Consider the following 12,731-nt stretch of genomic DNA (forward strand, 5'->3'; position numbering starts at 1 on the left):
ATGAACGACACGCTTCCGCGGGTCGCGCGAGTTGTCGTCGCCTCGCCGCTCCCGCAGCTCGATCGGGAACTCGAATACGAGATCCCCGTCGAGATGCGCGAGCGGATCGGCGTCGGCATGCGCGTCGCGGTGCCGCTTCGCACCTCGAACCGCCAGCTGCAGGGGTTCGTGGTCGCGCTCGAGCAGGCGGCCGAGTACGGGGGGAAGCTCGCCTCGATCACCGAGCTCGTCTCGATCGCTCGCGTGCTGACCCCGGAGATCGCCGGGCTCGCACGAGCGGTTGCGGACCGGCAGGCGGGATGTGCGGCCGATGTGCTGCGTCTCGCGATCCCGGCCCGGTCCGTGCGCGTCGAGCAGCGGTGGCTGGAAGCACAGGCGGCGCGAGACGACACGGACGACCAGACGGCGCCGGCCAGCACCGAGGATCAGGCCTCGGAAGACCAGGCCGCGACTTCGGTCGCAGCGCAGCCCACCCCCGCAGACGCCGCCGTGCGCGAGGACACCGAGGCCGTGCTTGTGCCCATGTACGGCACGGACGCGGCTGCGCTCCTTGCGAGGGGTTCGGCAGCGAGGCTCGCGATCGATGCGCCCGTCGGCGTCGACGCTGGCGTGCCTCGCTCGCTCCTCGCTCTCGCAGCCGTGGCCGCGGCGAGGGCTCGTGCGGGGGAGTCCGTCATCCTCGCCGTCCCGGACTACCGAGACGTCGAGCTCGCGCTGAAGGCCCTCGGACGATTCCTCGAGACGTCCCGCATCCGCCGCCTCGACACGCGGGCCAAGCCCGCCGAGCGGTACGCCGCCTTCCTCGCCTGCCTCGATGACACCCCGGGCGTCGTCGTCGGGACGAGAAGCGTCATCTACGCCCCAGCTTCGCACCTCGGCGCAGTGCTCGTGTGGGACGACGGAGACGAGAGCTTCACCGAGCAGCTCGCCCCCTACGCGAGCACGCGCGACGTCGCCCTGCTGCGAGCAGAGCGGGAGTCGCTCACGCTCGTGTTCGCCGCTCACACGCCGAGCCTCGAGGTCGCGCGTCTTGTCGGCATGCACTGGCTCACGCCCGTGCCGCTGGCCCGGCCCGAGGCCCCGAAGGTCATCTCGGGAAGCCAGGCGCTCGCCGAGGAGACGCCAGCCGCGCACGCTCGCATCCCAGCCCTCGCGTGGCAGGAGGCACGACGTGCACTCGAGCACGGGCCCGTGCTGCTGCAGGTCGTCAGGGCCGGCTACATCCCGAGTCTCAGCTGCGCCAGGTGCCGCACGCCAGCTCGTTGCACCGTCTGCGGCGGGGCGCTCGAGTTCGCGCGTCCGTCCGCGCCGCCGTCGTGCCGGGTGTGCGACGCCCTCCACCCCGAGTGGCAGTGCCCCGAGTGCGGAGACAAGCGCCTTCGCAACACCTCGCTCGGAGCCGAGCGGACCGCCGAGGAGCTCGGTCGTGCGTTCCCCGGTACCCGTGTGGTCGTGGCCGACGGAGCGTCAGAGACGGTGTCCATCGACGACCGCCCCTGCCTCGTCGTCGCGACACGAGGAGCTGAGCCCGTGCCGACTTCCGGCTACGCCGGCATCGTGCTGCTCGACACGGAGCGCTCCCTGGCGCAGGAGCGACTCGACGCGGGCGTCGACGCGCTGCGCGGGTGGTCGAACGCCGCCGCGCTCGCGCACCCGAACGCCAAGGTGGTCATTGTCGGCGGCGAGACACCGGCCGCGCACGCCCTCCGCACCTGGCAGCAGCCCGAGTACGCGACTCGTGAACTGTCCGAACGACGTGAGCTGCACTTCCCACCGGCCGTGCGCGTCGTCGCGCTGACGGGAACTGACGAGGAAGTTCGTCGGGCCCTCTCTACCCTCGAGGCGGTGCCAGAGCTCCAGCCGGGCGGCGCGCTGCAGGTCCTCGGACCGACGCCACAGGAGGTCGGGAGCAGGGCCGTCATCACGTTCGGCTATGCGCTCGGCACGCCACTCGCGAAAGCGCTCAAGAGCGAGCTCGTGCGTTCGGCCACCAGCAGGCGCCCGCGGGTCGCCGGCAGAGGAGGCGGCCACGCGTCGACCCTGCGCGTACGATTTGACCCGCCGGGGATCTTCTGACCCTCGGCCCAGCTCCACGTTCCACACAACCTCGAGAGGCACCAGCTATGCGGCTCGTCTTCGCCGGCACACCCACCACCGCCGTCCCCAGCCTCGATGCGCTGGTCGACGACGGCCACGAGATCGTGGCTGTGCTGACGCGCGACGATGCGAAGGTCGGTCGGTCCAGGGCGCTGACGCCGTCCCCGGTGGCTGCCCGCGCCCATGAGCTCGGGCTGCATGTCATTAAGAGCAACCGGATGACGCCTGAGGTGACGGAAGAGCTCACGGGGCTCCGGGCCGAGCTCGGGGTCATCGTGGCCTACGGCGCCCTCATCGACGCTGCGACCCTGACGGCGCCGTCGCTCGGCTGGATCAACCTGCACTTCTCCCTCCTCCCCGACCTCCGCGGCGCCGCCCCGGCCCAGCGCGCCGTGATGCGAGGCGACACCACCACCGGCATGACCATCTTCCAGCTCACCGCCGGGCTCGACGAGGGGCCGATCTTCGCTGTGCAGCACTCCCCGATCGGCGAAGAGGAGACCGCTGGCGACCTCCTGGAGCGTCTCGCGGGGGAGGGCGCGGCCTTCCTCACCCGGACTGTCGGCGCCATCTGCTCCGGAACGCTGAGCGCCGAGCCGCAGACTGGCGAGGCGACCTTCGCGCCGAAGCTCGGCAAGCACGACTCGATCATCGACTGGGCGGCTCCCCTCGACCTCGTCGAAGCCCACATCCGCGGAGTCACTCCAGAGCCAGGAGCGGTGGCCCAGGTCGACGGACAACCGCTGCGCATCCTGCGCGTGGCGCGCCCCGATGTGGCGGCGGACGCGCCCACGCTCACCCCCGGCCAGCTCGGTGCGGTCGGCAAGGACGTCTTCGTGGGCACGGGAACCGGCCCGCTCCGGCTGCTCTCCGTGCAGCCGGCGGGAAAGAAGCCGATGCCTGCCAGAGACTGGCTCCGCGGCCGCCGCGACGCAGCGACGCTGGTGCTCGCATGAGCCCCGCAGGAGCTGGTGGCCGCGGCGGCAGCCCCTACCAGGGACGGCGGCGACCAGATCAGCCTCCGGCCGGGCGCGGAGTGACTCGCTCACGCCAGGTGGCGTTCGAGGTGCTGAGGGCCGTCGACGAGGACGACGCCTACGCGAACCTGCTGCTTCCGCATCGCATCGCGGCGGCGCGGCTCTCGCCGTCCGACGCGGGGCTCGCCACCGAGCTGACCTACGGCACGCTCCGACGCAGGGGGACCTACGACGCCATCATCGCGGAGGCCTCCGGTCGCGACCTCCGGGACATCGACCCACCTCTCCTCGACGTGCTGCGCCTGGGAGCGCACCAGCTGCTCAGCATGCGCACACCGAGCCACGCGGCGGTCAACGAATCCGTCGAGCAGGCCGCGCGCATCGCGTCCCGCGGTGCCTCTGGCTTCGTGAACGCGATCCTGCGCAAGATCTCCCGCACGGACCTCGACGACTGGCTCGACCAGGTCTCCGAGGGCCTGACCGAGGAACGGGCGCTCGCCGTCCGAAACTCGCATCCGGACTGGATCGTGCGCGCGCTCCGCGATGCCCTCACCGCGGAGCATCGCGGCGACGAGCTCGCGGCGAGCCTCGCCGCCAACAACGAGTCGCCTGCGGTCAGCATCGTGGCGCTGCCAGGATTCGACACGCCGGATGAACTCGTCGCGTCCAACCCCGACCTGCTGGTCCCGGGTCGCGTCTCACCGCGCGGCCTGACGCTCGCGTCGGGCGACCCCTCGTGGGTGCCGCAGGTCAAGGCCGGGCGCGCCCGCGTGCAGGACGAGGGCTCGCAGCTCGTCACGCTCGCGCTGCTCGAGGCGGAGCCCGTGCGGGCGGGGGAGCGCTGGCTCGACATGTGCGCCGGCCCCGGTGGCAAGGCAGCCCTGCTCGCCGCAAGCGCCACGGAGCTGCAGGCGAAGCTGACGGCCAACGAGCTCGTGCCGGCGCGCGCTGGGCTCGTGCGCGCCGCCCTCGCACCCCTCGCGGCCCCCGTCACCGTCACGAACGAGGACGGCCGCGCCTTCGCAGACACGCACCCGGGCACGTTCGATCGCGTGCTGCTCGACGCACCCTGCACGGGCCTCGGCGCGCTACGTCGCCGACCGGAGGCGCGATGGCGCAAGCAGAGCAGCGACGTCGCCGAGCTCGTCCAGCTGCAGGAGGAGCTGCTCCAAGCAGCACTCCTCGCCGTGCGGCCGGGCGGGATCGTGGCCTACGTCACCTGTTCGCCGCACCAGGCAGAGACGACGGCCGTCGTCCGCCGAGCAGTTCGGCTCTCGGGCGCGGAGGTGCTGGACGCCGCGGCCATCGTGACGCGCGCATCGCACGCTCCCGATCTCGATCTCGGAGCCCGCCCTCTCGGCGACGGCACGCTCGTGCAGCTGTGGCCGCACCGCCACGGCACCGACGCGATGTTCCTGGCGCTGCTGCGTCGTGCGCCTGCCGCGAATCCCGACGAGCAGACGACGCGGACCCCGTAGGATCGGCCCGTGAACGCGCGCATCAACCCCAGCATCCTGGCCGCCGACTTCGCGAACTTCGAGCGCGATCTCAACCTGATCTCCACTGCTGACGCTGCCCACGTCGATGTCATGGACAACCACTTCGTCCCGAACCTCACGTTCGGGCAGCCGATGGTCGAGCGCCTGCAGGAGATCACTCCCGTCCCGCTTGACCTGCACCTCATGATCGAGGACCCGGACCAGTGGGCACCGCAGTTCGCCGAGATGGGGGTCTTCTCGGTGACGTTCCACGCGGAGGCTGCGACAAGCCCAGTGACGCTTGCGAGAAAGCTCAGGGAGCGAGGCGCGCGAGCCGGAATCGCAGTCAACCCGGCAACCCCGCTGAGCGCCGTCGAGGAGATCCTTCCCCATTTCGACCAGCTGCTGATCATGACCGTCGAGCCCGGCTTCGGCGGACAGTCCTTCATGGCGGACATGATGCCGAAGCTCGCCAAGGCCGACGCGCTGCGGCGCGCACACGGCCTGGAGACCTGGCTGCAGGTCGACGGCGGGATCTCCCTCGACACCATCGAGCTCGCGGCGGCGAACGGGGCTGACACGTTTGTCGCAGGATCCGCGGTCTTCCGAGGCGACCCCGGCGAGCAGATCGCCGCGCTGCGCGCCGCGGCGACGGCGGCTGGGCACGCGCACTGACCGGCAAGCGACTACGCTGTGCCTGTGAAATCCTTCGACACGCTGTTCGCAGAACTCTCCGAGAAAATCAGCTCCCGCCCCGAGGGTTCCGGGACGGTCCGAGAGTTCGACGCCGGCGTTCATACGATCGGGAAGAAGATCGTGGAGGAGGCCGCCGAGGTCTGGATGGCCGCGGAATACGAGAGCGACGAGGAGACAGCCGAGGAGATCTCGCAGCTGCTCTACCATCTGCAGGTCCTCATGCTGGCCAAGGGCCTCACCCTCGACGACGTCTACAGCAAGCTCTAGGCAGCAGGACCCGGCCAACGCTCCAACCAGCGCGCACGAGCCAGCGCAGCACGCGCGCCGCTGAGACGGCGCCCCGGGTGCACACCCGGCGCCGCGCATCCACCCCCGACGCACACTTCCAGAACCAAGGACGTTCCCACAATGCTTCGCATCGCCGTGCCAAACAAGGGCATGCTCGCCGAGACGGCCAACGAAATGCTCCAGGAGGCCGGATACCGCGGCCGCGGTGACAGCCGAGAGCTCGTCGCCATCGACCCCATCAACGACGTCGAGTTCTTCTACCTGCGCCCGCGCGACATCGCGACCTACGTGGGGTCCGGTGTCCTCGATGCCGGCATCACCGGCCGCGACTTCCTCCTGAACACCGAGTCGGCCGCCAAGGAGGTGCGGGCGCTCGACTTCGGCGACTCGACCTTCCGCTTCGCGGGGCCAGCCGGGGAGTTCACGGACGTGAACCAGCTCCAGGGCAAGCGCGTCGCGACGAGCTACACGGGTCTCCTGGGGTCCTGGTTCGCTCGGGCCGGCATCGAAGCCGAGCTCGTGCCGCTGGAGGGCGCCGTGGAGTCGGCCATCCGCCTGGGCGTCGCTGACGCCGTCGCCGACGTCGTGTCAACCGGTGGGACGCTGCGCAAGGCCGGCCTCGAGGTCTTCGGCCCCGTGATCCTCGAGTCGACCGCCGTGCTCATCTCCACGCCCGAGAAGGAGCACGCAGCGAGGCGTCTCCTCGGTCGCCTGGACGGGGTGCTCGTCGCGCGCCGCTACGCGATCATGGACTACGACATCGAGTCCTCGAAGCTCGACGCGGCCCTCGCCATCACGCCCGGCTTCCAGTCGCCGACGATCTCGCCCCTGCGCGACTCCGACTGGGTCGCCGTGCGCTCGATGGTCCCGCAGAACGAGCTCAACCAGGTCATGGACCGGCTCCAGGACGCCGGCGCGAAGGCCATCATCGTGACGGCCCTGCAAGCCGTCCGGATGTGATCTCGATGACCGCCTCATCCTCCACGCAGAAGTCGACCGGCCTCGCGACGCGTGTCATCCCCTGCCTGGACGTCGCAGCGGGGCGCGTGGTGAAGGGGGTGAACTTCCTCGACCTCCAGGACGCCGGTGACCCGGTCGAGCTCGCCGCCCGCTACGCAGAAGAGGGCGCGGATGAGCTCACTTTCCTCGACGTCACGGCTTCGACGGAGGGGCGGGGCACAACCTACGACCTCGTCACCCGCACGGCGGAGCAGGTCTTCATCCCCCTCACCGTCGGGGGTGGCGTGCGCAGCGTCGAGGATGTTCGCGTCCTGCTGGCGTGCGGCGCGGACAAGGTCGGCGTCAACTCGGCGGCCATCGCCCGCCCCTCGCTCCTCGACGAGATCTCGTCGACCTTCGGCAACCAGGTGCTCGTGCTGTCGCTGGACGTCAAGCGCTCCGCCTCGACCGAGTCCGGGTTCGTCGTGACGTCGCATGGAGGCCGCACTGACACGGGCATCGACGCGCTGTCCTGGGCCAGCGAGGCCATCGAACGCGGCGCGGGGGAGCTCCTCGTCAACTCGATGGACGCCGACGGCACCAAGGCCGGTTTCGATCTGGAGCTGACCAGACTCGTCCGCGAGATCTCCCCTGTCCCGGTCATCGCCTCAGGCGGTGCCGGAGCGCTCGAGCATTTCGCGCCGGCCGTGGAGGCGGGCGCTGACGCGGTCCTCGCTGCGAGTGTCTTCCACCACAGGCAGTTCACGATCGGCGAGGTCAAGGACTCCCTGGCCGAGGCCGGGGTCACCGTGAGGAGGAGCGTCCGATGAACGCCGCCAGCTTCCCAGTGCCGTCCGAGCAGCTTGACCTGATCGTGGCCAGGACCTCCTTCGACGACCGCGGGCTCGTCCCCGTCATCGTCACGCAGCACGACACCTGCGAGGTGCTCATGCTCGCCTACATGAACGAGGAGTCGCTCCGCATGACGCTCACGGAGGGCCGGGTCGTGTACTGGTCCCGGTCGCGTGCTGAGCTGTGGCGCAAGGGGGACACCTCGGGCAACACGCAGCGGCTCGTGAGCTTCGCACTCGACTGCGATGCCGACACGATCCTCATCCGCGTCGACCAGCACGGCCCTGCCTGCCACACCGGCACGCGGACGTGCTTCGACGGCGACCAGCTGGCCCTGGACTTCGAAGCTCATGAGCGCGCCTGACGCCGCCGGAAAGCGAGGCAAGCGCACGGCGCTGATGTCGATCGTCGTCGGCGCCGGGCTGGCGATCCTCGCGTGGTCGCAGGCGTGGTTCTCGTTCGACCTCGTCCTCGGACCGGAGGGCTACAGCGGTGAGGTCCGCGGAGACGTCGCAGCTCCCGCCGTCATGGCGCTCGCACTCGCCGCGCTTGCCGTGCTCGCCGCGCTGGCGCTGGCTGGCCTCATCTTCCGTTACGTTCTCGGCGGTCTGCTGACGCTCGTCGGCGCCGTCCTCGTGCTGCAGTCGTTCATCGCAGTTGGGAACCCGGCTCCGGCGATCGCGCCTGAGGTGACGGCGGCGTCCGGCCTCGCGGGGGAGCAGACGATCGCGGACGCGGTCGCGGCCGGCACGGTGACAGTCACGTTCTGGCCTTGGCTCGCGGTTCTCGCCGGAGCGATCCTCGTGCTCGCGGGCCTCGCCGTCATCACCACGGCTCGCAGATGGCCGACCGGGGGACGGCGTTTCACGACCACCTCGCTCGAGCCCGCGGATGCGACTGCGGGCGGCGACGATGAGCCGGCCGCCGCACCGGCTGTCGCACCGACCGACAGCGACCGGCGGGTCGAGCAATGGGATGCGCTCAGTCACGGGGACGATCCCACCGACACCGGTGGCACACGAGCATCCAGCTAGACTTACCCAAGCGCACGTGACAAGGAGCACCCTCATGACTGAAATGTCCGCGAAGACGTCCCACGAACCCACGAACATCGCCGAAGCCGAGGAGGTGCAGGAAGCTCCGCTGCAGGAGCCGCACGAGAGCCACGGGCACTCGGTCGCCGCCTGGACCGGCGTGCTCATCATGCTCGCGGGCTTCACGATCGGCACCCTCGGGATCTGGTTCGATCAGGCCGTCCTGACCTGGGTCGGCGTCGCCGCCGTCGCGGTCGGTGCCGTCGCCTGGCCAGTGCTCGCGCGCCTCGGCTTCGGGCCGAAGGCGCACTAGCTTGCTCGAGTCGCTCTACCACGGCGCACTCGAGGACGCCGCAGAACGGCGGGAGCGGACGCCGGCACGTGCGCTCGAGGCACGAATCGCCGACGTTCCGCCAGCGCTCGACGCCTATGCGGCGCTCGCGCGCTCGGAGCGCGTGAACATCATCGCCGAGGTCAAGCGCGCCAGCCCATCGCGCGGCCGTCTCGCTGACATCCCGGACCCGGCCGTCCTCGCCGCCTCCTACGAGCGTGGGGGAGCAGCCGCGATCTCGGTCCTCACCGAGCAGCGCAAGTTCCTCGGCTCGCTCGACGACCTCCGAGCCGTGCGCGACACGGTAGCCGTTCCGGTGCTGCGCAAGGAGTTCATCGCCGAGGAGTACCAGCTGCTCGAGGCTCGTGCCTGCGGCGCCGACCTCGCCCTGCTCATCGTCGCCGGCCTCGACCAGTCAACGCTGGTGCGACTCGCGGAGTTCACCGAGCAGCTCGGCATGACGGCCCTCGTCGAGGCGCACTCGAAGGACGAGCTGCTGCGTGGCCTCGATGCTGGCGCTCGCATCCTCGGCGTCAACGCGCGCAACCTGGCAACGTTCGACCTGCACCCCGAGCTCTTCGGAGAGCTCGCCCCCCTGTACCCGAGTGACGTGGTGAAGGTCGCCGAATCGGCCGTCCTCGAGCCAGCCCACGTCCGCCGCTACCGCGATGCGGGCGCGGACGCAGTACTCATCGGGGAGGCCCTCGTCACGGGCGGCGACCCCGAAACTACCTTGGAGACCTTCCACCTCGCATGAGCATTCAGCCCCCCAGCACGACATCGTTGCGCGACGCCTCAGGCCCCTACTTCGGCGAATTCGGCGGGAGGTTCGTTCCCGAGAGCCTCATGGCCGCTCTCGACGAGCTCGCGACCGCGTGGGAGGCGGCGAAGGCGGACGACGAGTTCTGGGCGGAGCTCGGTCGCCTGCACCGCGACTACTCGGGACGCCCGTCGATCATCACTGAGGCCCCTCGGTTCGCGGCGCACGGCGGCGGAGCGCGCATCATCCTGAAGCGCGAGGACCTCAATCACACGGGCTCGCACAAGATCAACAACGTGCTCGGCCAGGCGCTCCTGACAAAGCGCATCGGGAAGACACGGGTCATCGCCGAGACCGGTGCCGGCCAGCACGGTGTTGCGACCGCCACCGCCGCCGCGCTCTTCGGGCTCGACTGCACGATCTACATGGGGGCCGTCGACACGGCCCGTCAGGCCCTCAACGTCGCCCGGATGCGCCTCCTCGGCGCCGAGGTGGTCGCGGTGGAAGCCGGCTCAGCCACGCTGAAGGATGCGATCAACGACGCCATGCGCGACTGGGTGGCGTCCGTCGACACCACGAACTACCTCTTCGGGACCGCCGCCGGGCCGCATCCGTTCCCCGCGCTCGTGCGCGACCTGCAGGCAGTGATCGGCGAGGAAGCTCGTCAGCAGGTCATCGACCTGACGGGGTCGCTGCCCGATGCGGTGGTGGCCTGTGTCGGCGGTGGTTCGAACGCCATCGGCATCTTCAGCGCCTTCCTCGACGACGAGAAGGTCGCCCTGTACGGCTACGAGGCGGCGGGTGATGGCGTCGACACGCCGCGCCACGCTGCCACGATCGGCGGCGGACGGCCAGGAGTGCTCCACGGCGCGCGCACGCTGCTGCTGCAGGACACGGACGGGCAGACGGTCGAGTCGCATTCGATCTCGGCCGGCCTCGACTACCCCGGGGTCGGGCCTGAGCACGCCTACCTCGCGTCCATCGGGCGCGCACGCTACCTCCCGGTGACCGACGCCGCGGCCATGGACGCGTTCCGACTCCTGGCTCGCACCGAGGGCATCATCCCGGCGATCGAGTCGAGCCACGCGCTCGCCGGGGCGCTCGAGCTCGGGAAGGAGCTCGGGCCAGACGCCACGATCCTGGTCTCGCTCTCCGGGCGCGGTGACAAGGACATGGAGACGGCCGCCGAGTACTTCGGGCTCGGAGACCCGGACCGCACCGAGGGCCTCGACGCATCAGAAGGACAGGGCAAATGACCTCAGCACCCTCCGCACTCGAGAGCGTCATCGACGCCGCGAACCGGGACCGCAGGGGCGCGCTCGTCGCGTACCTACCCGTCGGGTTCCCCGATTTCGAGACCTCCGTCGCGGCGGCCATCGCGGTCGTGAAGGCCGGGGCGGACGTGCTGGAACTCGGCATGCCGTACTCCGACCCGGTCATGGACGGCCCCGTCATCCAGGCTGCGGCCGTGCAGGCGCTTGAGGGCGGCTTCCGCACGGAGCACGTGTTCGAGGCCATCAGACGGATCCGCGCCGAGGTCGACGCGCCGATCGTCGTCATGAGCTACTGGAACCTCGTCATGCAGTACGGCGTCGACGCGTTCGCGCGGGACCTGGCCGAGGCTGGTGGCAACGGGCTCATCACCCCGGACCTCGTGCCAGACGAGGGCGCCGAGTGGATCGCGGCGGCCAAGAGCCACGACCTCGACCGGGTCTTCCTCGCAGCGCCCAGCTCGAGTGACCCTCGACTCGACCTCGTCATCGACTCCAGCAGGGGCTTCGTGTACACGGTCTCCACGATGGGCATCACCGGCGCCCGCACTGATGTCGACCAGGCGGCGCGGACGCTCGCAGATCGACTGCACGCGCACGGCTGCACTCGGGCCTGCGTCGGACTCGGCATCTCCAGCGCGGAGCAGGTGCGCGAAGTCCTCGAATACGCCGAGGGAGCCATCGTCGGCTCCGCCCTCGTCAAGGCCCTCGCCGCCGGAGGCGTCGAGGCGGTCGCGGAGACCGCGGCCCAGCTCGCGCGCGGCACGGCCCTCGAGGCCACGACTTCGAAGGAACACGCATGACGCCCCTGACCGGAATTCCCAGCCCGCCCCTCGATTGGGCGAGCTTCGAGGTCGGCCCCCTGACGGTGCACCTCTACGCGCTGTTCATCGTCGCCGGCATGGTGCTCGCGGTGCTGTGGACCGACCGGCGCCTGACCGCTCGTGGTGGGGAGAAGTGGATCACGGTCGACTTCGCCATCTGGGCCGTCCTGCTCGGCCTGCTCGGCGCGCGTCTCTATCACGTGTTCACGCACCCCGCCGACTACTTCTTCGAGGGCGCGAACTTCTGGCGCATCTTCTTCATCTGGGAGGGCGGCAACGCCATCATCGGCTCCCTCATCGGCGGCGCGATCGGCATCTTCATCGCGAGCCGCATGACGGGCATCCGGATGCTCGCCTTCTCCGACGCGCTCATCCCCGGACTGCTGCTCGCGCAGGCCGTCGGACGCCTCGGAAACTACTTCAACCATGAGCTCTACGGGTGGCCGACCGATCTGCCCTGGGGCCTGCAGATCGAGGCGAGCAACCCGGCGTTCCCCGTCGGGCTGCCGGAAGGCACGCTCTTCCACCCCACGTTCCTCTACGAGATGCTGTGGAACCTCGCGGGCATCGCGATCATCGTACTCCTCGAGCGCATGTTCCGGTGGCGCGCCGGCAAGACGCTCGCCTCCTACCTCATCTGGTACGGCACGGGTCGCATCTGGATCGAGTCGATCCGCGTCGACTACTCCGAGGTCATCCTCGGCATGCGCTCGAACGTCTTCGGTGCCCTGTGCCTCGTCATCGTCGGCATCGCGCTGTTCGTCTTCGTCTCACGCCTCCCGGTCTCGCAGCTGAGCGACAGCGTCTATCTGCCCGGGCGCGACCCGGAGTCGGAAGCGGCGGCCAAGGCCGCCGAGGAAGACGAGCTGGGTGAGCAGGAGTCGGATGAGGGCGACGAGGACGAAGCGGACGCAGAGGAAACCTCCGCGCAATCTGAGGTTCACGACGAGGAAACTTCCGTAGTCAAGCCTAACTCGGCCGACGGTGAAGAAACACCTGATGAGCACAAGGAAGCTTCCGATTCGTCGAGGGTATGATCCGCCGGGCACGACCCTCCTGGGCTGCCTGGAGTCGCACGCGAAACACAGAAGTAACACAGCGGTCGTACTCTGCTGAATGGACCGACGGACGCCTGTAGGCACCCGCCCCCACGGGCTCCGTCAACATCAGTCTTCTGTCGAGTC

14 protein-coding genes are annotated in these 12,731 nt (G+C 69.9%); all 14 read left to right on the plus strand.

Features of this window, described 5'->3' with window-relative positions:
- The 14 genes from ABVF28_RS09240 to lgt all read left to right on the plus strand — a co-directional run bounded on the left by ABVF28_RS09240 (position 1) and on the right by lgt (position 12,584).
- Complete coding sequence (locus tag ABVF28_RS09240) at positions 1–2,076, plus strand: primosomal protein N' (RefSeq protein ID WP_371030269.1); 2,076 nt, start codon at positions 1–3, stop codon at positions 2,074–2,076.
- Positions 2,077–2,123: 47 nt separating this feature from the next.
- Positions 2,124–3,053 (plus strand): methionyl-tRNA formyltransferase, encoded by a 930-nt coding sequence (fmt, locus tag ABVF28_RS09245; protein ID WP_371030270.1) that lies wholly within the window; start codon positions 2,124–2,126, stop codon positions 3,051–3,053.
- Entirely contained in the window at positions 3,050–4,552 is a 1,503-nt protein-coding gene (locus ABVF28_RS09250) for an RsmB/NOP family class I SAM-dependent RNA methyltransferase (protein WP_371030271.1), read from the plus strand. Before fmt ends, ABVF28_RS09250 begins: the two co-directional genes overlap by 4 nt.
- A 9-nt stretch (positions 4,553–4,561) precedes the next feature.
- Positions 4,562–5,227 (plus strand): ribulose-phosphate 3-epimerase, encoded by a 666-nt coding sequence (gene rpe, locus ABVF28_RS09255; protein ID WP_371030272.1) that lies wholly within the window; start codon positions 4,562–4,564, stop codon positions 5,225–5,227.
- 24 nt (positions 5,228–5,251) lie between these two features.
- Positions 5,252–5,515 (plus strand): phosphoribosyl-ATP diphosphatase, encoded by a 264-nt coding sequence (locus ABVF28_RS09260; protein WP_068484501.1) that lies wholly within the window; start codon positions 5,252–5,254, stop codon positions 5,513–5,515.
- A 141-nt stretch (positions 5,516–5,656) separates the two neighbouring features.
- Positions 5,657–6,496: an ATP phosphoribosyltransferase gene (gene hisG, locus ABVF28_RS09265; RefSeq protein ID WP_104311947.1), complete on the plus strand. Its 840-nt coding sequence runs from the start codon at positions 5,657–5,659 to the stop codon at positions 6,494–6,496.
- Between the two features lie 5 nt (positions 6,497–6,501).
- Positions 6,502–7,305: an imidazole glycerol phosphate synthase subunit HisF gene (gene hisF, locus ABVF28_RS09270; RefSeq protein WP_371030273.1), complete on the plus strand. Its 804-nt coding sequence runs from the start codon at positions 6,502–6,504 to the stop codon at positions 7,303–7,305.
- Positions 7,302–7,691, plus strand: coding sequence for a phosphoribosyl-AMP cyclohydrolase (gene hisI / locus ABVF28_RS09275; protein ID WP_371030274.1), 390 nt, complete (start codon positions 7,302–7,304; stop codon positions 7,689–7,691). The genes hisF and hisI overlap by 4 nt, the downstream gene beginning before the upstream one ends.
- Positions 7,678–8,361, plus strand: coding sequence for a Trp biosynthesis-associated membrane protein (locus ABVF28_RS09280; RefSeq protein ID WP_371030275.1), 684 nt, complete (start codon positions 7,678–7,680; stop codon positions 8,359–8,361). The genes hisI and ABVF28_RS09280 overlap by 14 nt, the downstream gene beginning before the upstream one ends.
- A 34-nt stretch (positions 8,362–8,395) precedes the next feature.
- On the plus strand, positions 8,396–8,674 hold the full coding sequence (locus tag ABVF28_RS09285) for an HGxxPAAW family protein (RefSeq protein ID WP_146080783.1): 279 nt from the start codon (positions 8,396–8,398) through the stop codon (positions 8,672–8,674).
- Between the two features lies 1 nt (position 8,675).
- Positions 8,676–9,449, plus strand: a complete 774-nt coding sequence (gene trpC / locus ABVF28_RS09290; protein ID WP_371030276.1) for an indole-3-glycerol phosphate synthase TrpC — start codon at positions 8,676–8,678, stop codon at positions 9,447–9,449.
- Positions 9,446–10,708 (plus strand): tryptophan synthase subunit beta, encoded by a 1,263-nt coding sequence (gene trpB, locus ABVF28_RS09295; RefSeq protein ID WP_104311942.1) that lies wholly within the window; start codon positions 9,446–9,448, stop codon positions 10,706–10,708. The genes trpC and trpB overlap by 4 nt, the downstream gene beginning before the upstream one ends.
- Positions 10,705–11,526 (plus strand): tryptophan synthase subunit alpha, encoded by an 822-nt coding sequence (gene trpA, locus ABVF28_RS09300; protein ID WP_371030277.1) that lies wholly within the window; start codon positions 10,705–10,707, stop codon positions 11,524–11,526. Before trpB ends, trpA begins: the two co-directional genes overlap by 4 nt.
- Positions 11,523–12,584, plus strand: coding sequence for a prolipoprotein diacylglyceryl transferase (gene lgt, locus ABVF28_RS09305; protein ID WP_371030278.1), 1,062 nt, complete (start codon positions 11,523–11,525; stop codon positions 12,582–12,584). Before trpA ends, lgt begins: the two co-directional genes overlap by 4 nt.
- Positions 12,585–12,731 lie beyond the last annotated feature (147 nt).

The sequence above is a fragment of the Pseudoclavibacter sp. JSM 162008 genome (assembly GCF_041366455.1).
Classification (GTDB): Bacteria; Actinomycetota; Actinomycetes; order Actinomycetales; family Microbacteriaceae; genus Pseudoclavibacter.